Below are 21,334 nucleotides of genomic sequence, written 5' to 3'. Positions count from 1 at the left end.
CTTTCCCGGGGATTATCCCTCTAGAATCCTGTCTGTCTCTGCCAGAGATATTTCCAGCTTGTTCTGGATAGACGCCCTGGTTTCCTCAATTTTATCGTCTCCGATCCCTCCGGCATGCCATTTTGCCATACCGTCTTCCATGTACTGAACACCGCAGCCCTTTTTGGTATGCAGCAGCAGGCAGGTTGGCTTCTGCCGCGCTTCTCCCGGATACCTGGGAATACTCTCTATGGCTTCAAAAATCTGAATCATATCATTGCCGTCAGCTACATCGATCACATGAAACCCAAAGGAGGCGATCCGCTCTCCCAGATTATCTGAGTTAATAGTTTCTGATACCAGTCTGGTGCCCTGGCATTTATTCTGGTCTACTATCAGTATGAGATTTCCGTATTGGTTGTGTCCTGCACACATAATGCCTTCCCAGTTAGATCCCTCCTGCAATTCACCGTCCCCCACCAGGCAGACTACCCTTCGGTCAGACTTATCTATCCTGGCTGCCATAGCCATACCGATTGCCACGGGAAGCCCATGTCCCAGAGAACCGCTGGAGATCTCAAAGCCGGGGTTATGGAAGCGGTTGGGATGTTCTCCCCATCTGCCCATATAATTTTTGTATTCCCGAAACAGTTCCTCTCTGTCATAAAGTCCTATATTTGCAAAAATGCAGTACATCATACAGGCGTTATGCCCTTTGCTCAGGATAAACCTGTCTCTCTCAGGATCCTCCAGATGATTTTTATCCCATCTCAAGAAATGGCTGTAAAAGGCAGTCAGCACATCACACGCTGATAAAGGCCCCCCCAGGTGGGAATAACCGGATTCATAGGTGAGATCAATCAGCGTCTGACGGTTAGCCGCTGCTTTGAGCTGCAGATCACGTACTATCTTGGCTTGTTCTTTTGTTATTGACATAGCATCACCTCATTTTTCTTATTTGTTTATGGGTTAAAAGCCCATCGTTCTCTCAATTTTTTCTGTCAGGATCTGTCCTCTCTTAGCCATGGCCTGATTCAGCTTTTCTGCAATCCCCAGATTACCTATAGACCATACTCCTTTCTGCTCAATTTCCCCTCTGCCCAAAGCCAGAACAAGCTCAATAGGCATTCCGCCTATGGTGCCGTACACAGCCGGAGAAGCCCAGGGCAGATGCTTCAGGGATTCTTCCAGAGTTGAGGTATAGTAGCAGATATGCTTAATTCTAGCCCCGTCTTTTATCCCGGTGACCTCCACACTGAAGCATACCGCGTGATCCCGTATTCTGCCCTCCTCCAGTAGTTTTCCATACGCAATCGGCTGGATAAAGGCCTTTCCGAATTCTTCCATCATATTGATTTCCTGCCTGCTGTCCCCCTGGACGGAGGTGGCAGCCTGGATCCCCTTCACCCACACATCCTTCATACTGAGATTGCTGTAGAAGATTCCTCCCTTTTCTTCGCAGACACGAATCGGCTTTCCTGCAAACTGGGGAATCAGAACGATGTCAGGGTGAGAAGTTACTGTATAAATCTTTTTCTTACCCATAGGCTCTGGAAATTCAAATTCTTCCTCACTTTCTAACAGATCTACTCTTGCTGCTTTGCCATTCTCTGTCCGCACCGGATAAGGGGCCCCAAACCATTCATGATATACTACATGGGGAGAAACCGGAGCAATAAAATCTTCGGTGTCCAGATAATCTCCCCAGCGGATGATTACATCCTCCACCTCGTCCATCCTGTCGATCATATACTGTGCCGCCAGACTGGTCCATCCCGGAGACATTCCTATACTTGGCAGTGCGGTTTTTCCAATTTTTTTGAATTCCCCGTCTAATTCCAGCTGCGCCCCAATGGTTTCTTCTCTCGTAACTCCGCCGCCCTCGTAGGGGGCTGCAAACAGATCCAGATAATGACAGCCTTCCTGAATACAGGCCCTCATAATGGGAAGATTAAATCTTGGGATAATCCCGTTAAATACTACGTCGCATCCTTTCATCACTCTGGCTGCATCCCGGATATCCCCGGCATTGACTTTTTCTGTATAAAATTCCTCTACCTTCACCTTCTTGCCCAGGCTTCGGATTAATCCGGATGCAATTTCCAGGTTTTTCTCACTGTAGTCCGCCAGTACCAGCCGCTCTACATCCGGCTCCATTGCCAAAAGTCCTGCAAGTCCGGTTCCCTGGGAACCGCTGCCTATAATACAAACTTTCATACTTCTTACCTCTTTTCCTTACTTTACCGGGTTTTAAACTGTAATTACTCTGCCCATTTAATCTCAGGAGCAAAGGTGGAAGATTTGCCCCCGTCTACATGTATAGGCCATCCATTTATGTAATCTGATGCCTTGCTTGCTAAAAAGACAGCTGTGCCCATGAGGTCATCCAGGTATCCCCAGCGCCGGGCCGGTATTCCCTCATTGATGTAGTTGATAAAATTATCATGTTTACACAGTTCAACATCCATAGGACCGGAGAACCAACCGGGACAGATGGCATTGCACTGAATATTGTACTGGGCCAGTTCCTGACACAGCATACGGGTCAAACCCAGAATGCCTGCCTTTGTAGGCGCATAGGCTCCGCTTCCGCAATCTGCCTGGAAGGACAATGATGAACCAATGTTAATGATTTTTCCCCCTCCCTGTTCCTTCATGATTTTAGAAACTGCCTGGGACAGCAGAAACGGAACTGTAAGATTTAAATCTATAACTGTACGCCATGCCTTCTCCGGATACTGCTGGAAGTCATTGAATATAGCAGCTCCCGCATTGTTTACCAGAATGTCAATGCGCCCGTAGGATCTCATACAGGCTTCTATAAGCTCCTGCCTGTATTCCCCACTGGTCAAGTCTCCTCTGAGAAATTCAATTTTCCTTCCCTCTGCTTCCACCAACTCTTTGACCAGGCTTACATCCTCCTCATAGTGAGGAACAAAGATATCTGCTCCAGCTTTGGCGAAAGCTACGCAATAAGCCATTCCCAGATTCGTATTGCCTCCTGTAACCATTGCAACCTTGCCTTTGAGACTGAAATAATCCATAGAAAAATAATCCATTGTTTTCCTTGTATCCATATTGTTTCCTCCTTTTGGAACTTAATATATTTATGCTCTCAGTATACGTTCCGGCCGCTTTTCTGGCATTGTGCATACACTCCAAAAGATTTTTTATTTTTATATGAACTAACCAAAAGCACTTATTCAGAGACGCCGCTTCTAACATCCGTTCCTCTTGCAGCAATCTCCGCTGAAATTTCTTTAAACCGTCTGCCGCTCAGCCCGTAGAACATCTGTATAATGCCCTGAAGCAGTGTCAGGATTGCAGGAATGCAGAAAGCGCCGAAAAGCATAAAGGCCAGTGTTGCAGCCCCCTGGCTTTCTCCGGGGATATATCCCGCCGCACTCAGGATAATTCCCAAGACCTGACCTCCCAGAGCCCCTCCTATGGTCTGGGAGAATCCCATACAGCAGAATATAATGCCAGGCTGCCTTTTTCCGGTCTTCCAGACCCCATATTCCACTGCATTCTGCATTACCAAAAAAGGAAAGGCATAGTGGATTCCCTGAAGGAGCCCGTTAAATGCAAACAGGAAAAATAGCGGTCCAAACTTCATGGATTGTGCAGCTTCCGCCGGATCCATTCCTTTCACAATAAAATAGAAAAGGAAATTGCTTACAGCACTGACCAGCATAGTGGCGATAAAGGCCAGGTTGGTGTCATCGTGAAACAGCTTAACAATAAACTGAAAAAGGAATCCGCCCACAGCAGCCATGGCCAGCAGTGCGAAGAGAGCGATACTTTCAAACTCCGGAATATTAAAGTAATACTGAAACATATAGGTAAGAAATCCACTCCGGATACACATCATAATATTAAGAATAAGAATACCGATTACGGTAACCATAGCAGGCCTGTTTTTTGCAAGGGCTGATATCTGCTTCAGAGGATTTTCATGCTCGGTGGTCTTCAGATGCTCTTTCAGGCTTCCGTCGTCATTCAGCTCATATTTCCTGGTAACCTTTAAATTCCAGAATAACAACAGCATAATTCCAACTGCTATAATTACTGTTGTAAAGAAGAATCCGCGGCTTTCACTCGCACCTCCCAGTTTTCTTACCAGAGGCATAAATCCCACCACTACCAGCATAGTTCCGCCGTTGGCAGCGATTGAACGGATCCCCGCCAGCAGCGCCCTTTCCTCAGGGTTCCCGGTCATATTAGGGCACTGAGATGACATCGGGATAAAAAGCAGTGTCATTCCGATTGCACCATAGCATCCATAGGTGATAGCCGCATATACAATCTTGCCGGTACTGCCAAACGGCGCTGCAGTAAATACCAGAATCAGCAGCACGGTTGCCACAACTGACCCTATAAGAATCCACGAGCGGTATTTCCCCCATTTCAGATTCCTCGTATCCACAGCCCATCCCATCAGCAAGTCAGTAAATGCATCAAAACACCTGGCACACAGCATAATGGTACCTGCCGTGATCGCACTGATTCCAAAAACATCTGTGTAGTAGTACATCAAAAAGTAACCCAGCATAGCCCAGGGCACATCTGTGGATATCCCTGCGGCAAGGCCATAACCTAAACGCTCATTCCATGATAATTTTCCATTTTTCCCCATATGGGTGCCCTCCTGAAAATTTCTTATGCTATTCCAAATCGTCGTTGCACTTAATAATTACCTTTGGATATTTCCCGGATAAATGCATAGCAAACGCCTCATTAATATCATCCAGAGGATAAACCTTATTCGTAAATTCCTTCAGTTCCAGTCTTGAGAGTATCTGAGCTGTGCGGGGAAACCCGTAAGGAGAACAAAATACACCGGTTATTGTCATTTCTTTTTCATAGATATAAGTAAACAGATTCAAAGGGAGATTGTAATCCGTCGGATACTGGGCCGCGTAGACGATCCTGGCTCCCGGAGCGGCTATAGGCAGTAAGCTTTCAGCTGCTTTTGGAGACCCTGACGCATCAATGAGCACATCAAAGCCATAGCCTCCGGTAATTTTTTTGGCCTCCTCCGCCACATCCTGATGCACAGGATCCAAAACATATTCGGCTCCCAGTTTTGCTGCCAGCTCCCGTCTCCCCTGGATAGGCTCAATCAGGGTGATATCCGTTCCGCCCCGCATAACTATCATCTGGAGTCCCAGAAGCCCAATCGGACCGCCTCCGCAGATAGCAACTCTCTGGCCAACCTTCACATCTGCCTTGTCCGCTGTGCGCACTGCAATAGAGGCCGGCTCCATAAGGCATCCCTCCAGCAGACTTACGCTGTCCGGCAGTTTAAATACCTGAGACTCGTGCCAAACCACATACTCTGCAAAGCAGGGGCGGTTGCCGTCCTCTCCGTAAGGGCAGAACTGTTCCTGGCCGTTTTTACAATAATAGCAGGAGCCGCAGAACCGCAGAAAATTGCCGCCTACCCGATCCCCTGGCTTTAATCCTTTTTTATCTGCTTTCTTTCCTACCTCCACAACGATGCCCGACATCTCATGTCCCAGTCCGAAGGGTGCCTCCCATCCGAAGATTCCTGCTGCCGTATGAGGGTCGGAACCGCAGATTGCACAGTAAGCAACCTTAATTTTTACATATTCATCCCCCACCTCCATGGCCGGCTCTTCCAGTACTTCAATGATACCCCTTTTGGCCTCATCGGGGTCGTTTAGTTTTCCCACCTTAGTTACTACAGCAGTCTTAACTGTGTTCTTCATAAACTGATTCCTCCTTCATATTTTATCTATTTCTGAAACGCAGTTTCCCTTAAACATAAGGATAAAACTGCCGCCAGAATCATACAGCACGCAGCATACAGCATAGTAACCGGCAGTCCGAGCCAGTCTGCCAGAAAACCAGAAATCATGGGCCCTAAAGCAGCACCGAAAAGCTCGCTGCCTCCATTCACCAGTGAAATAGCGGTTGCTGCCGCACAGGGGGGAACACTCTCTGTTACTATGAGTGCCATAAAAAACATGGACAAGGTACATGCACTGCCTCCAAACAGAATAAATAAAACTATGCTGATGAAGGTCCCCGGATATAAAAATAAAACTATGTAGTTTACAGCACATAAAGTGCCGAATACTGCCACGACTGGTTTCCTGCCCACTTTATTGGAAACTATGGGGAGAACCAGACACCATACCGCAGCCATAATTCCCATAACTGTCATAATAATACTCATAGAAGAACTGCTTCTGCCACCTGCCTGCACCCAGTACATAGGAGCATACACATACATTGTCCAGATGGCTGTGAGTGTAAGGATTCCCAGAAGAATACATAGCATCATATTTTTATTTCTCAGAAGCCGGGAAATTGTAATATTTTGTGAATCCTCTCCGCCCCGCAGAGCTGTATCCTGTCTTTTCCCTATCTTCCTCCCCAGGAGCACCCAAAGCACAGAAACTGCCGCAAAGCACAATGCCAGTACAAGATTGGCTGCCCTCCAGCCCATAGCTGTCGTCAGAGCTACAATTAGTACAGGCCCCGCCATGGTGCTTATGACTGCCTCCCCGTTTTCAATGATGCCTGCATTTCTGGAAAATTGAGTCCGGGGACTGACTTTTTTGGCCGTAGACTGGAGCATCGAATACACAGGTCCCAGAGATAATCCCATCATGAATCTGACCGCTGCAATCTCCTCCATATGACTGCACAGTGAAATCGCTCCCATGCAAAAACAACCGGCGAGTATGCCAAGAGAAAGTACCCGAATATGATTATTTCTTTTATCGGCAAAGCGACTCATTACAACTGCACCAATCGTGTATCCAAGGGAGGTAACAAAGTTTATCACGCCTGCGCCAGATGCTGTCAGATGCAATTCAGCTGAATAATAATTGAAAGCTGTCCTGGCCCACATGGCCATTCCCCAGGTAAAAGAAGCCAGCAGCGCCACCCTAAGCCCTTGATTCCAAATCTTATTCGCTTTCATACGCTCTGTTCTCCCTGTAGCATTCCATGCAGACATGCCCCATACCGCTTATAATTTCCTCAAAACAGGCACTGTCCTGGAAGTAAACTGCATCTGCATGAAAATAAGTACTCAATTCCCGTTCCTCCCTGTGATCTGCCAAAAGCGCTCTGTCCGGCTGGATCATATACGGACAGCGTCTTTTAACCATGGGCGTGGGAATACAGATATAAATATGGGATACTCCGGATTCGTTAAGCATCTCACATACCGCCCTCATTGTAATACCGGTAACAATTCCCTCATCTGCCAGAATTATGCTTTTTCCTTCGAGAAGCTCCCGAATGGGATGGATTGTCTTATGGATCATATCTTTTCGCTTTTCAAGATCAGCTTCATGAAAACTTCTGCGTGCATCCCTGGTTTTCACCAGCGCCTCAGCATAGGGCAGGCCCAAGGTATCTGCCATCCCCATGGCGTAATACTTTCCGCTGGCGGGCACAGGAACTACAACATCTGCCCGGTGTCCTACCTCTTCCTTTATCCTCTCGGCTAATCTTCTTCCCAGAAGGCAGCGAAACTCTCCAGTGTTCCTATGATTCCATTCCTCAAAGGGCATTTTTTCATAAATTATCTGAAATATGCAATAATCCACAATATTTTCCAGTTTTTTCATAGCATTCGCCCCTATTCATTTCATCTTCTTTCTTTATTTATAGCATCTTACAGAATCACTTCCTACATGTTAACCATACGAAACTAATTTGGGAATTTGTATGAAACATACAAAAAGAGACTCTGGCACATCAGAGTCTCTAAAGACAAAATCAGTCACCCTTTGGCTGATTCTTGAGATAATCTAATATTCGAAATGAAAATAACAGCTGCGCCCGCAGTTCTGAATCAGAAAGATCCAGATCCAGTTCGTTCTCCAGCCGCTTAATCCTGTAAATCACTGTATTCTTATGGAGATAAAGCCTATCTGCAGTACCTGTCATACTCCGCTCACATTCCAGATAAGCCCGAAGGGTATCTAGATAATCCGGTTTTTCTCTAAAGACTTGCTGCATCCTAAAGATACAGGGATGAAGCAGGTTTTCAATCTTCTGACAGTCAGCGATTCTGCCGATGATGACAGAGAAATAATATTCGCTTTCATAGTAAAAAATCTTATCCCCCCTGTCCTGCCTCCCGTATTGAAAAATATCCAGCAGCTTTTCATAGGATTCCTTCACATCCGAGAGGCAGAAGAAAGGATTTCCCACTGCGCATTGCAGCTTTTCTGTCCTGAGCCACTCCAGAAGCCTCGGAAAACGTTCTTCACAACAGCACTCCCATCCAGGTTCTTCCAGGAGTACTGCTACTGCTTTCTTATAACAGACACATTTACATCCGGGAATCAGCTGCTCCAGCGTGTTTATCATCTGCCTCAATACCACAGACTTGAGGGTTTTGCCATTGGCTTCTATCAGCAGCATCTGGTACCTGTCCACAGTTTTCCAGCCGATAAATTCTGTCCGTTCTTCTATCTCCTCATTCTTTATTCTTCCCTCCAGCAGGTCTTTGAAGAGCGATTCAAAAAGCAGGCCCTTGGATATTCCGTAGAACTCATCTAACTCCATTCTCTGAACAATAAGCTCTGTAAAGATTCTGAGCAGCTCCCTGGCACAGGAGGAAAACTCTTCTTTTCCCGGATACAGCTGATGCAGAGAGGCAAACCCTACTGCCTTTCCATTCACCCATACAGCGGTCGTCAGAAGATTGCGCTGTGATACTGTAGAATATCTCTGCACTACTCCCCTCGCCTCTATAATCTGTTCATTTTGGATACTGTCGTATTCCAGCAGCAGATTGTCCATATGTCCCTTCTGGATTCCCGCCCACATAGGATCATTGGCAGAGCCACGACGGGAAGCCGCAATTGTACTCTCTGTCAGGTCAATCAAAGCAAACGGATACCCTAGTATCCCCTCACTCTCATCCACAAGAGCCTGGATGGGTTCCTGGTTCGTGATTTTATGCTGCATCTTCTGAATCCAGTTATAGAACTTGGTAAAGCAATCCTCCACGGCATTAAAAAAAAGGCCAAAATCCACCTCCTCACCCACTGCATATAAATTGGGCCAGTGCTTCTCATCCGGCATCTTCTTTGGTCTGTAATTACAGCAGATAACCGCAACTTCCTCCAAATGACAATCATTCCGGGATACCAGTCCGGAAATATGAGTGAGATCATCCTCAATGCCAACATATACATAATGGGGATCAAAAGCTGATATGCCGGGATACAGCAGTCGCGCCCCCAAAAGCCCTCTCCCGGACTTTCCCCTGTACAGTTGAAGCAGCCTGTATTCTGCTAACCATTCCACCAGGATTTCCATGGTTATATTCATATATCCTTCCTCCCTGTACCTGACCCCCCCAGCAAACATCAGGTTACTGTTTCTTTTCTCCAAACTTTTCCAGATATTCAAGTACATCAATGGAGTACAGAATCCGGGATCTGGTTGTATAATCATCCAGATCGCATCCCAATTTCTCTTCCAGTACCTTTAACCGGTAGATCATCGTATTTTTGTGTATAAACAATTCTTTGGCTGCCAGACTGATATTCCGTTCCGTTCGCAGATAAACCTTTAGCGTATCGATTAAAAACGGTGTGGTATCCAAAAGGCTGAGTATCCTGAGCATACTGGGATGGATCAGAGTGCGTATATCCATATTTTGGTTAAGAATCTCAAAGGTATGCTCCACCATGTAGTCCCAGTAACAGTACAATCCCCTGCCCGGATTCACGACTCTGCCAAAATGAAGTGCCTTTTCTGCCTGCTCATAGTGGTACGCAGTCTCTGCTATATCTTCATAATAATTGCTGATGCCACACTCCAGATTAGCCCCCTTCAGCCAGGATATAAACTCTGTCTCCTTTTCCGGGGACATTTTTTTATTTGCGTTGAATTCTATTCCTACGATTCTCTGATTATAAAGAATGCTCCTGCAGCCCGGCCACATGTTTTCCAGCTGAACCTGCCGTCGTTTCAACTCACTTTCATTAATTTCCCTGCTGCAAAACCGGATGACTGCAATACTTTTTGTTTGATTTGCATCCCAGGAAAGCATCTTAACCCTTTCCTTAATATCTGCAGGATTTACCAGCCGCCTTTCTATCAGATCCAACAGTATATATTCAAAAATCCAGCCCCTGGATAGTTTGTAGAAATCCTTCTCTGACATCCTCACAGACACATAATACGTGAGTTTTGCAAATGCTTGAACCATACCGTTAGGATATCCTTCTTTTCCTTTTACCAGCCTGTGAGCGGAGAGGAACCCAACTACATGGCCTCTTACCCGAATCGCCTGCGCCAGCAGAATTCTCTCCGACACAGAAGAGTAAAACTGTACCGGACCAGAAGCTCTAATAATCATATCCGCCTTCAGAGTATCCCTCTCTCTTGTATCTGTGCTGATATATCCTCTCCGAATCTCCCGCCAGACATCATCGTTCAGGTCACCCTCCTCCGTCTCAGATGCTGCCAGGGTGCCCTCTGCCACATCTATGATCGATACAGGAGTTCCCAGCAGCCTGGCCCCGCATTCTACAAACCGGGACAAAGATGCTCTTTTTATGGTAAGCTCCTGCAGCTGGCGTTCCCACTGACAGTACTGATAAAATATCTCTTGCAGCCGGTTAAACAAGTCCGTAAGTTTTTCCTCTCTGCCCGCCAGTATAATGTTGTCACCCTGGCGAAATCCCCCTGAGGGCTCCTCTCCGATCAAAACAGCAGTCACTGGGCAGGTGCTGTTAACACGATTCATCAGTTCTTTTGTACAACCCAAATACAAATGTTTCTCCTCAAGCTGCCCCTGCGGGGAGTCTAAAAACCGTATATCCTCAAGCTCCTGCCTGCTGCTGTCGGATATGCTTGTTTTTACAATACTGCAATTTAAATTAGGCAATATAATATCCAGACTGAGTTTCATAGGTTCCCTCCTTTGTATTATCATCGATTATATCATGGAAATACCTATATTTTCAAATAGTCCGGCTATATACACTGATAAATTGTCAATTTCCCAGGGTCCCCAACATAGATTTCTGTCATTTTGTACAATAAAACCAAATTTATTTCTGCTTTTGTATTTTTTTAACGTATAGTTTCTCTTTGGGAGATGATATACTGTCCTCACCAATGAATCTATGAGTACAAAGGAGGTCCACCTATGGGAAAGAAGTTTTCAGTGAACACCCAAATCGCCATTTTAATTGCCGCATGGATGACCATGGCATCCGATATGATCATTACTCCTATCCTCGGTGACATCGGCAATGCATTTCCCCATGCCAGCTCCCTGATGACTGGAATGGCTTATACAATTGCCGGCTTTGCCTTTATCGTCGCATCTCTAATTACTCCCCGCCTGTGCCGGCGCTATTCCAAACGCTCCCTGATGCTGGCCGGCGCATTTATAGCCATTATCTGCGGGGGATTCGGAGGTATTATTATGAACCTCCCCTTTATCATTTTTATGCATTTTGTGGAAGGGTTTGGAGCAGGAATCTGTACGAACCTGATTCCCTCCCTGATTGTGGATATCTCCGAGGGTGAAGACGAGATCGTCCGGCTGAATGCCCTTAACGGCGTTATCGGTACTGTTGCCGGTTTTATCTGTTCTTCCCTCGCCGGGGTCGTAGCCGTCAAATGGGGCTGGCAGAGCGCTTATTATCTATTTTTCCTGGGGTTCATTGTCTTTGTCTGGCAGATTATATTCCTCCCTAAAACCAGTTTGGATGAAATAAAAAAAGAGGCCCCCAAAGAACATATGACCGCCCGTACCTGGATATGGACCATAGAAGTCTTTATTTTTTCCTGGCTGGTAAATATTATGTGGACTTATCTGGCAGTTTATATCGACGAAGCTTCTATCGGAGATGCGGGTACTGCAGGTTTTGCTTTCTCCCTCATCACCGCTACCAGTTTTATCGGGGGATTCCTCATGATTCCTGTAACTAAACGCCTAAAGCAGTACTCCATGCTGTTTTGCTGCGCATGCTGGATCATATCTCTGCTTATCACTTTAAACGCCGCCTCAGCTGTCATGATATATCTGGGAGCGCTTGTATGGGGACTTGGACAGGGCGTAGTATTTCCATATATGTTCGCAAACGCTTCTCTGATTGCTGCCAGCAATTCAGAGACACTGACCATCTGCTGGACTACCATCGCATGGTATCTGGCTGTGGGAATTACAACCGTCCTCTATGCGCCTATTGCGAGAATCTTTCATAATCCCAGCGGAGAATTTGCTTTGAAAGTAGAATTAGTGGGTATGGTTCTCTATTTAGTACTCGTCCTTCTGCGGGCCGGGATGCAGCGCAGACAGGAACATGCGTAAATGTTATATCAACAATGAAACTATGGTACAAGAAGTATGAAAAAGGAGGTAACAGTCAAATGGCAGATAAAACAATTCAAGTGATTCAGGTGGGAGCGGGTGCAACCGGAAAGGCTACTGTTCGTTATCTTATTGAACGGGGATGTGAGGTAGTCGCCTGCGTTGACGCATACTGTCATGAAGGGGAGGATATCGGGGCGCTTGCCGGTATCGGAAGGCTCGGTATCACGGTTGAAAAGGATCTTGCTGCTGCGCTGGAGCGCACAAGACCTGACATAGCGACTGTCTGCACCGTATCAGAACTGCGCAGAGTCTATCCTCTATTAAAGACAATCGTGGAGCATGGGGTAAATGTTGTCACTCTAGCGGAAGAGGCCTTTTTTCCCCGGGCAGTGGATCCCAGGCTTGCTGATGATCTGGATACTCTGGCAAAAAAACATCAGGTTACTGTACTGGGAACCGGAATGCAGGATCTGTTCTGGCAGTCTCTGAGTCTTGTACTGGCCGGCGGGGTACATAAGCTCCGGGCTATCCGGGGCGCCAACCGGGCTGTGGGAGACGGTTCCTGGGGCAAAACCAATGCGGACGCTGTCTATGCCGGCTGGACAGTAGAAGAATATGAGGCCGCGCAGAAACAGTCTGCACGGGAAGGCGAGCTGGAGCAGCGGTCAATCTTCGGAGTTGCCCTTCACTCCATGGCAGAGGAAATGGGGCTTCATGTGAAGTCTCTCAGACCGTGGCATACCCCTATTGTCAGCACCTGGGATCACTATATTCCAGAAATAGACCGCATGATCCCAAAGGGATATATCTGCGGAATTGAGGAAGGGTGTGAACTGGAAACAGAAGAAGGCATCATTCTTTCCGGTGTCTTATATGATCAGTATACGAATCCCGGTGATACCGCTATGAATCGCTGGGATATTGAGGGAGAGCCGAATATCAGCCTGGTGATTGAAGATGTGCGGGGAGATGTTACCCCTTTCAGCATTCTGACCACCAGGGTGCCGGATGTAATGAATGCAGCGCCAGGGTTTCTGACCTGTAAGGATATGCCCAAATTTGCAGCTAAACCCCTTCCTCTCCCCCAATATCTTACATAGACGTAAATTTCTGAAAGGAGAATATGTGTATATGGACAGAAACATAAAGGCTATAGTCTTCGGAGCCGGAGCCATGGGCCGTGTAGGCATAAAAGCAATGGCGGATCACGGGATTGAAATTGTGGGAGCCGTAGGATGCAAAAGAAATATCGGAAAAGATATTGGTGAACTAGCCGGCATAGGCCCCATTGGTGTCCCTCTGGAGAATGATGTGAAGAATGTCCTTGCCAAAACTTCCGCAGACATAGCCGTGATCTCCACTGAAAGCGGACTGGCACAGCTTGAGCCCTTGGTCAGGACATGCGCGGATCACCATATGGATATTATAACCATCGGGGAGGATGCTATCTATCCCTGGCATGCGGAACCGGAAATGGCCGGCCGGCTGGATTCATACCTGAAAGAAAAAGGGGTCACCCTCTACGGCACAGGCACATTTGATGTATTCTGGGCCAATATCCCCCAGGCTCTGGCTGCAGGCTGCAATAAAATAGATGCCATGAAATTTCACTGTATCCTAGGGCTTGAGGACATGGGGCCTGTAGTTGCGGAAGAATTATTCGTAGGAAAATCTCCGGAAGAATATAAATCACTAACTGCTCGAAAGCCCGCAGAGGAAAACGGGCTTGCCAGATGTTCTATGACCTACAATTACGCCAACGCGGATATTCTTGGACTGCACCCCGCTCAGGAAGTTATCACGATGGAACCAGTTGTGGCAGAGAAAGATACGGAGTTCCCCCAGTGGGGCCTAAAAGTCAAAAAGGGCTCCCTGCTGGGTCTGAATATCTTTGCAAAGCTTACCACAGAGGAACATATTACTCTGGAGTATACCTCATATTTTAAGGCTTTTGTACCCGGAGAAGAGTTTTACCGAAAAAATCATATTGACTATCTAATTGAGGGAGATCCTTCCCTTCATATGATCCTGGAAAACATGAAAGGTGAAGTGACTACTGCCTATTCCCAGATAAACCGGATTCCGGACGTACTCAACGCCTCTCCCGGCTTCAAAACGGTTGTTGATATGCCCAGGGCTTCTTACCGGTCCCAGCCAATGCACAAATACGTCCTCTAACATTCTATTAGTAAAATATATAAGCAAAAAGGCAGCGTTCCCCCACTCAGAACCGCTGCCTTTTTGCTTAACCTTACTATTCCAGAGCTATCTCAACCATATCTGACTCTGTCAATTCTCTCTCTCCTGTATCAGCATAATCCTCTCGGATAAAGAAGATTCCTGTGATGTCATCCGTATCCACAACCTTGGCAAACCCCTCACTGGATTTAAAGATGCCGTTCTCCTCTGACGACATTCCCGGGCCGCCCCTGAAATCTGTCACAATACTACCGTCTCTCATGCGGAATCCCGCCAGTACCGGTGTCTCTTCCTCCGCGTCTCCCTCCCAGGCCTCAAAATAGGCAGTGCAGGAAATAGGGGACAATTCCAGACGGTCAAGTGTTACCGGCTCGTAGCCCGGAACTTCTTTCTTCACCTCAATGTTTCTGGCGGCCGCTCCTACCTGGACATCCCATTCCAGGTTCCAGGTACCCTGGCAGGTCTTGGTCTCCTGCAAATGGTTATCGTAAGCGCTGATGCCGTTAAAATCCGCCTTTACCCTTATAGACCCAGGTTCCATCTCTCTTTCAAAGCTTCCGTAATAGCTGCACAGATACACGCCTTCTTCCCCGGTATCCTCAAAGCTTCCTCCGCTGATGCCAAAGCCTGCGTCCTGGCCCTCCACCTGGATAGCAAAATCACGGAAGGTATCGTTCTGTGTCAGCTCAATCTTTGGATTCTCATTTATCACCTTAAACCAGAAATAAATATAGCGGCTGTCCGCAATGGTCTGTATGCTCTCCACAGTAATCCCGTTGTCCGCAGCAGATGCCGTCCCGTCAGTTACCATACCTTCACCGGAGAGCTTAGTCTGCTGTTCCTCAGATGCCTCCAGCTCATCCGCAACATTCTGATGCCATCCTGCCAGAGACATGGCCCCCACAGTTACGGTTCCCAGCACCAGGGTAGCGGCCACAGCTGCCGCAGCTGCCCTTCCTGCAGTCCATCTGCATCTACTGAAAACAGTCCGTTTTTTCTTTCCCTGCTTCTGGATCTGTTCCAGCGCTTCCTCTGTCTTTTTCCATACGATGTCCGGCACCTCTACCTTCCGTTTCAGATTATCCAAATAGTCTTTCTCTCTATATTCCATACTCCGTCCTCCTACTTCACCTGGGGATATTCCTGTCTCAGCTTTCCTCTTGCCCTTGCAAGCCTGGACTGGACAGTACTCTCCTTCACATCCAGAATCTCACTGATTTCCCGAATCTTAAAGCCTTCCACATAGTATAAAAGCACCGCAATCCTATACTCCTCCGGAAGCATATACAACAGTTCCCGCCACTCAATCATAGAAAAATCTTCTTCCACCGGAATTTCAGACAGTTCATCCTCAAGGTAATAAACCTTCCTCTTTCTCAGCATATCTTTACACTTATTAATGAGAATCCTGGTAAGCCAGGTTCGAAAATATCCGTCTGTTTTTAATGTATCCAGCTTCTCGTAGCAGGTCAGAATGGCCTCCTGTATGGCATCCGCCGCGTCCTCATCATTTTTTAAATAAGATATGGCTGTCTTATACATATTTTCCATCTGAGAGCGGATGAGGTGGTCAAATGCTTTTTTATCCCCATTCCTTGCTTTTTCTACCAAATCCTTCATAGGTTTCCTTTCTGCTGCTGCAACAGTCTCTTGTAAGCGCTTATACTCATTAGACGGACCATGTCTGCAAATAATCCCCGCTTATTTATTTTTCCCAAACATTAATACAGCAGATATCTGGATTTCTTCCCAAGGTGAACCTGGAGTCAATCTATAGGAGAATGTTCAGCAGCCCTATCACAAACCCGATCAGGGCGCCCAGATTAATAATCATATTCAGCTCATTTTTCATAACCGACAGCACCAGTTCTTCCAATTCTTTGACTCCCATATTCTGAATTTTCTCACGGATGGTCTCGGCAATATGGAATTCCTTTACAATATCATCTGCTTTGCTGTCGATCATCCTGGTATATGCCTGTTCTATGATTCGTTTTATATCAATCTGCTCATACTTTTGGCCCAGTTCCCTGAGATCCTTTTCCTCCCCTTTACATACCTCCTCATAGATATAGGCCCGGATCTTATCCCTCCCCTCTCTCTGGATGTATTCCGTTATCTTATCCCCTAGGGGCTTTGCAAATGCGGCAATGGTATTCTCATTGATAAACATAGCCATCACACCCAGATCCATGCTTTTTACTGCCCCTGCGCCCTGCGTGGCGATAACACTTCCCAGATCTGTCTTATCTATCCCCTCAACTGCCTTGTCAGTGATATAATCTACCAACTGTATTTTATAATCTTCATAAGTTTCACTGCTCATGCAAGAAACGGCAAGGTTCCTTACAGTTACCTCTTTGCCGCCCGCTAATGCACTGAGGACACCTCCCGATACAGCCTCCTTTACTCCCCGGGACAAAAGAATCTGCTTTATCTCTTCCTCCCCCAGCAGAGAGCTGCCCACCGCTCTCCCCACGGCTGCGCCCAGCGCATCCTTCCTTCTGGGAATAATCCCCGGGGTAAAGGGCAGAGTAAACCGTCCTGCCTTTATGGGATAGTACGGACGAAACAGCATCTTGACCGCTATATAGTTTGTAAAATATCCTATCACTGCTCCTATGACAGGGCCTGAAATTATATGAATCACACTCATTTTTGTAACCTCCAATTCTGTTTCTTTTCCGATGTAACAACACCGCTGTCAATTTTACTCATATAGGAACGCCCTGTCAAGACCGGTGGAGAGAACAAAAAACACCTGAGATAATAGTCCGTACAGAATACTTTTCAGGGAACAGAAAACATATGGAATCTCCAGTTTACTCTTTGGGATCTGAAAATACTGCTTCCACTGCCCCAATATATATTCTGCCCGCCCGGTATAGAAAGAAAAGTCTGACCATTTCGTTGGCACATAGTCCCGTGGAATGTGCAGACAGGTAAGAAATACACCTGTCGTAAAAAGCGCCAGACAAACTGTCATAACGGTTGCAAGCATACGCAGTACCGGCGTGGCTGTCATCCCCCTTATCACTTTATTCAGCCGGCACAGATAAAAAAGGAGGATGGTAAACGGGAATCCCAAAACCAGCAGACGAACAATACCTGTAAATGGACGGTTATCTGTGACGGTACCCTGGATTCCCTGGATCGCCATAAATTCTGTCCCCAGCACCTCCTGGCTGGCTCCATCGGGAACAGAAAGAATGATATTCTTCAAAGCCTCTCCCGGTTTCGGCCGGATTAACATAATACCTCCCCTGTCGTCTGTGACTCCCCGTACAGTCAGCTGTCTCCCTTCATACAGCAGCTGTTTTCCGACCACATCAGTGCTTCCAAAAACCCCCAAGGCCGCTGTCCGATCCAAAAAGCAGCCTTCTCCATCGCTGTCTCCCATCCAATAGGCCTGCGGCAGCAGAACTCTGCAGGAACCTCTCACAGCTGTCACAGATACCTTATACTGTCTGTTCAGATTCGGGTTACTGACCACTTCTCCCTCTAATTCCTCCCACAAGGCATACTCCCAGGTGCTGTTTCCCCAAGTTTCATCGCCGTTGCCGTCCTTCTGAAATCCCCCGCTGCAGGATATCGTCACAGTATCCGGCAGCTGTTCTATCTCTCTGTAGTTTTTTATACAGAGAAAGTAGGAAATTCCAATAGCCGCCAGAAGCAGAATCCTGATCAGATACCACCTTGCCGTTCTCAAGACTCCTTCAGCCGCACCCGGCTGCCTCCGGCTATGCTTCTGTCCGAGGACACCACCACCTGCTGCCCTTCAGAAAGACTCCCCTCCTTCAGCGCAGCATACATATCATTTTTATCCTCTACCTCTACCTTTACCTCTCTCACAGACAGCTCTCGTCCCAGCACATTCTCCTGTTCTTCCAGAACATAGACAAAGGTACCGCTGTTATTCTCCCCCAACGCCTGTACAGGAATACAGAAGGCATAGGCAGACGAACGTTTTTCCGCGGTCATTCTGGCGGAAGTGCCAATCTCCAGGGTGCAGCCGGAAAGAGATACAGTTACATCCAGAAGCTCTCCGTTCTCTGCATTTTCTCCCAATGAGCTGATGGCAAGTCCGCCTTCTTTTTCTCTGGTATCCGGATTTTCCAGAGTAACCTCCATGTTTTTCTGCAGATACTCACCCTGACTTTTGTCTACCTGAGCCACAAACCTGCATCCCTCCGAAAGATCTGCCAGAAGTACGGCTGCGTCCTGTCCTGTTATCTGTCCGGCAGATATCTGAAGCCCGGTAACGATACCTTCCTCAGGCGACGCAACTTCTCCATTTTTATCAGCCAGGCGTTCCAGCTTCTCCATTTTTTCCTCTGTCTGCGCAATTTCTCCCTGTTTTATCTCCTGTGTATTGTCCGCCGGCTCGGGCATCATGGCGTCTTCTATCGCTCTTTTGGCAGCAGTCAGACTTTCCTCTCTGACAGTCAGGGCCTGGTCATAAGTTTTCTGTGCTGCATCCACGCTGTCTGCCAGTGCATCCTCCGACTGTCCGCCTTCAGACGCTTCCCCCCCGTCCTGGTAATTGTAATATTCCTCCAGCCGCTCTCTGGCCTTCACAAGTTCTGCCTCAGCCCATGCAATATCCTGATCCTTTTCTTCTGAGATCCTCTCATAATCCTCCTGCGCCCTTTGTCTGGCCAATTCCTTTTTTTCCTGCGCCAACTCTGCATTTTGGACCGCAGCTTCCAGCTCCAGCTGAAGTTTTGAGAGCTCCTGTCTGCTCTCCTGGATCTGTTCCTGTAATCGCTCCATATCCAGCTGAAACAGAATATCACCCGCTTTCACCTTTTCTCCCTCATGGACTATAATCCTTTCCACTCGCTGTCCAGCCTCTGTAAAAACTGGCAGCTCCCTATTGGCTTGAATCTTCCCTTCCGCCGTAACTTTATGTGTGATCATGCCGTTCACCGGACTTGCAGCCGTTATCTGAGCCACTGTAATACTGGAAGCGGCTCTAGAAATCAGTGTACAGATCAGCATGGCAAGAAAGAAAAATCCAGTTAGTTTCGGCAACCTTTTTTTCTCCATCTTTCCCTCCTTTAGCCTTTCACTGCGGTGGCCGCAATCCCCATTTCCAGATATTCTCTGCCCCCAAAAAATGCCAGCATGGCAGGTACCATAGCAACTGCAGCGGCAGTAAGAGCAATTCCTGCCTGCCCGGGGCCAATATCCGGCAGGTACAGAGAGAGCGGCCACAACTCCTTGGTCTTGAGAAATGCCATGGGCTGTTCTATTAAGTTCCAGTATTCCAAAAAACCCAGTACCAGCGCGGATACAATCCCAGCCGTGCCCATAGGAACGCCCATATAAGCAAAAATCTGCCATTCGCCGGCTCCGTCCAGCCTGGCTGCCTCTAACATTTCCTCCGGTATTCCTCTAAAAAACTGAAAGATTATAAAAACAGGAAATGGAGAAAAAATCAGGGGCAGAATAATGCCCAGATGGGTATCCAGCAGATGAAGTTTATCTAATACCAGGTAATTAGACAACATCAGCACCTGAAAAGGCATCACCATCAGGAGAATGTAGAGAGCAAAAAGTGTATCCCTGCCCGGGAATCTGCCCCTGGCCAGGCCCCAGGCAGCAGGAATGCTGATAAGTATCTGACCTGCCAGGATACCTCCCGCCAGCTTTACAGAATTCCAGAACATTACAAAGAATTCCGGTGAATCCAGAAGGAGCTGAGCCCACCACCGCAGGGTGGGGTAACCGGGCACCACCGGAAGGCAGGCCATCCCCTCCGCTCCGGCAAGGGCCGGACCCAGCAGCTCCTGCAGTTGGGCCCTCCCGCATACAGAACCTGCCAGAAGAAACCAAACAGGATAGACACAGACCAGCAATACTGCAGCTGTTATCCCTGCCGCCACTTTTTCCAGTATTTTATTTTCTAATCTTGTTGTCATTAATCTCCCCTCTTATGTCTGTATTTTCCACGTCCGCATAAGAAGCAGTACCAGCAAAAAGATGACGGCGGCACAGGAAACTGAGGCTGCCGCCATCTTATCCAGCGACATATTTAAAAACCAGTTGTTAAACAGGTGCTGAAGCAGGTACATACTCTCATGAGGATAATCCCCCGCCGCCAGATATGCTTCGCGAAATACTTTAAATGAATTTAAGACAGATAACACAGTTATCGTGAACAGAGAAGGCAGCAGGCTGGGCAGCGTAATCTTCCACAGGCACTGCCACTGCCCTGCCCCGTCTACCCGGGCCGCGTCATACAGACAGGGTGGAATCTGCGCAATTCCCGCGGTCCAGAGAATTACATTATACCCCAGGTTTTTCCAAACGTAACTAAACACCAGAACCCCAAATGCATAGCCGGAATTCATCCAGTCTGTCTGTCCTCTGTGAAATAACATCAGAAAACTGTTCAGTACACCCTGCTGATGAAACATTACCCGCCACAGAAGTACAGCGGAGGCAACCGGTATGGCCAAGGGAACCAGCATACAGCTTTTCATCACGCCCCTGCGGGCGTATCTCACAACAAACAGCGCCATACCAAGAGACAGAATAATCATCAGAGGGATACAAACAAGTTCAAACTTTATGGTATTGCCCAATGCCAGATGGAAAGCACTGTTGGAGAACGTCTGCCTGTAATTCTCCAGTCCCACCCATCCTCCCCCCACCGCTCCGGTGAAGGACCTTCTGATTACATCCAGAAAGGGAAATAGAATAAAGATCACAATTCCAATAAAACTGGGGATGACAAAAGGTAATCCCGACCAAGTTCTGTATTTCGGCCCCCGCATTTCAGCTTTTTTTTGCTTGTCACTCATATACATTGCAACC

Annotated in this window: 19 protein-coding genes; 3 read left to right on the top strand and 16 right to left on the bottom strand. The window is 47.4% G+C overall.

Annotation, left to right across the window (positions count from 1 at the left end):
• Positions 1–12: 12 nt before the first annotated feature.
• From ACGHCT_RS02540 to ACGHCT_RS02500, 9 genes are all read right to left on the bottom strand, one after another.
• Positions 13–915 carry a transketolase gene (locus tag ACGHCT_RS02540; RefSeq protein WP_390438013.1) on the bottom strand — a complete coding sequence of 301 codons (903 nt, stop codon included), beginning with the start codon at positions 913–915 and terminating at the stop codon, positions 13–15.
• A 33-nt stretch (positions 916–948) separates the two neighbouring features.
• Positions 949–2,196 carry a saccharopine dehydrogenase family protein gene (locus ACGHCT_RS02535; RefSeq protein WP_390438010.1) on the bottom strand — a complete coding sequence of 416 codons (1,248 nt, stop codon included), beginning with the start codon at positions 2,194–2,196 and terminating at the stop codon, positions 949–951.
• A gap of 44 nt (positions 2,197–2,240) precedes the next feature.
• Positions 2,241–3,056 carry an SDR family oxidoreductase gene (locus ACGHCT_RS02530; protein ID WP_390438007.1) on the bottom strand — a complete coding sequence of 272 codons (816 nt, stop codon included), beginning with the start codon at positions 3,054–3,056 and terminating at the stop codon, positions 2,241–2,243.
• A 122-nt stretch (positions 3,057–3,178) separates the two neighbouring features.
• Positions 3,179–4,615 carry a glycoside-pentoside-hexuronide (GPH):cation symporter gene (locus ACGHCT_RS02525; protein ID WP_390438004.1) on the bottom strand — a complete coding sequence of 479 codons (1,437 nt, stop codon included), beginning with the start codon at positions 4,613–4,615 and terminating at the stop codon, positions 3,179–3,181.
• A gap of 28 nt (positions 4,616–4,643) precedes the next feature.
• Positions 4,644–5,711: a zinc-binding dehydrogenase gene (locus ACGHCT_RS02520; RefSeq protein ID WP_390438002.1), complete on the bottom strand. Its 1,068-nt coding sequence runs from the start codon at positions 5,709–5,711 to the stop codon at positions 4,644–4,646.
• A gap of 26 nt (positions 5,712–5,737) precedes the next feature.
• Positions 5,738–6,934, bottom strand: coding sequence for an MFS transporter (locus tag ACGHCT_RS02515; RefSeq protein WP_390438001.1), 1,197 nt, complete (start codon positions 6,932–6,934; stop codon positions 5,738–5,740).
• Positions 6,921–7,589, bottom strand: a complete 669-nt coding sequence (locus ACGHCT_RS02510; protein WP_390437999.1) for a phosphoribosyltransferase family protein — start codon at positions 7,587–7,589, stop codon at positions 6,921–6,923. Before ACGHCT_RS02510 ends, ACGHCT_RS02515 begins: the two co-directional genes overlap by 14 nt.
• Positions 7,590–7,740: 151 nt before the next feature.
• A complete protein-coding gene (locus tag ACGHCT_RS02505) occupies positions 7,741–9,306 on the bottom strand; it encodes a PucR family transcriptional regulator (RefSeq protein WP_390437996.1) in 1,566 nt (521 codons plus the stop codon).
• Between the two features lie 43 nt (positions 9,307–9,349).
• Positions 9,350–10,897: a PucR family transcriptional regulator gene (locus ACGHCT_RS02500; protein ID WP_390437994.1), complete on the bottom strand. Its 1,548-nt coding sequence runs from the start codon at positions 10,895–10,897 to the stop codon at positions 9,350–9,352.
• A 240-nt stretch (positions 10,898–11,137) separates the two neighbouring features.
• Between ACGHCT_RS02500 and ACGHCT_RS02495 the strand changes: the two genes are divergently transcribed.
• The 3 genes from ACGHCT_RS02495 to ACGHCT_RS02485 are packed head-to-tail and all read left to right on the top strand — an operon-like array spanning position 11,138 to position 14,491.
• Positions 11,138–12,310 (top strand): MFS transporter, encoded by a 1,173-nt coding sequence (locus ACGHCT_RS02495; RefSeq protein WP_390437992.1) that lies wholly within the window; start codon positions 11,138–11,140, stop codon positions 12,308–12,310.
• Positions 12,311–12,369: 59 nt separating this feature from the next.
• Positions 12,370–13,413 carry a hypothetical protein gene (locus tag ACGHCT_RS02490; protein WP_390437990.1) on the top strand — a complete coding sequence of 348 codons (1,044 nt, stop codon included), beginning with the start codon at positions 12,370–12,372 and terminating at the stop codon, positions 13,411–13,413.
• A 31-nt stretch (positions 13,414–13,444) separates the two neighbouring features.
• Positions 13,445–14,491, top strand: coding sequence for a hypothetical protein (locus ACGHCT_RS02485; protein ID WP_390437987.1), 1,047 nt, complete (start codon positions 13,445–13,447; stop codon positions 14,489–14,491).
• A 76-nt stretch (positions 14,492–14,567) separates the two neighbouring features.
• Here ACGHCT_RS02485 and ACGHCT_RS02480 read toward each other — a convergent pair whose 3' ends face one another.
• From ACGHCT_RS02480 to ACGHCT_RS02450, 7 genes are all read right to left on the bottom strand, one after another.
• Positions 14,568–15,623: a hypothetical protein gene (locus tag ACGHCT_RS02480; RefSeq protein ID WP_226901943.1), complete on the bottom strand. Its 1,056-nt coding sequence runs from the start codon at positions 15,621–15,623 to the stop codon at positions 14,568–14,570.
• Between the two features lie 11 nt (positions 15,624–15,634).
• Positions 15,635–16,132 carry an RNA polymerase sigma factor gene (locus ACGHCT_RS02475; protein WP_154257037.1) on the bottom strand — a complete coding sequence of 166 codons (498 nt, stop codon included), beginning with the start codon at positions 16,130–16,132 and terminating at the stop codon, positions 15,635–15,637.
• A 151-nt stretch (positions 16,133–16,283) separates the two neighbouring features.
• Positions 16,284–17,168 carry a DUF445 domain-containing protein gene (locus ACGHCT_RS02470; RefSeq protein ID WP_390437985.1) on the bottom strand — a complete coding sequence of 295 codons (885 nt, stop codon included), beginning with the start codon at positions 17,166–17,168 and terminating at the stop codon, positions 16,284–16,286.
• Between the two features lie 54 nt (positions 17,169–17,222).
• Positions 17,223–18,221 (bottom strand): ABC transporter permease, encoded by a 999-nt coding sequence (locus tag ACGHCT_RS02465; protein ID WP_256280867.1) that lies wholly within the window; start codon positions 18,219–18,221, stop codon positions 17,223–17,225.
• On the bottom strand, positions 18,218–19,561 hold the full coding sequence (locus tag ACGHCT_RS02460) for an efflux RND transporter periplasmic adaptor subunit (RefSeq protein ID WP_390437983.1): 1,344 nt from the start codon (positions 19,559–19,561) through the stop codon (positions 18,218–18,220). Before ACGHCT_RS02460 ends, ACGHCT_RS02465 begins: the two co-directional genes overlap by 4 nt.
• Before the next feature lie 11 nt (positions 19,562–19,572).
• The gene (locus tag ACGHCT_RS02455; protein ID WP_390437981.1) at positions 19,573–20,436 is read right to left on the bottom strand and encodes a carbohydrate ABC transporter permease; all 864 of its coding nucleotides are present in this window, start codon (positions 20,434–20,436) and stop codon (positions 19,573–19,575) included.
• A 12-nt stretch (positions 20,437–20,448) separates the two neighbouring features.
• Complete coding sequence (locus ACGHCT_RS02450) at positions 20,449–21,321, bottom strand: carbohydrate ABC transporter permease (RefSeq protein ID WP_243140995.1); 873 nt, start codon at positions 21,319–21,321, stop codon at positions 20,449–20,451.
• Positions 21,322–21,334 lie beyond the last annotated feature (13 nt).

The organism is Lactonifactor longoviformis (genome assembly GCF_042848515.1).
GTDB lineage: Bacteria > Bacillota > Clostridia > Lachnospirales > Lachnospiraceae > Lactonifactor > Lactonifactor longoviformis.
This window is presented reverse-complemented; position numbering and strand designations above follow the sequence as displayed.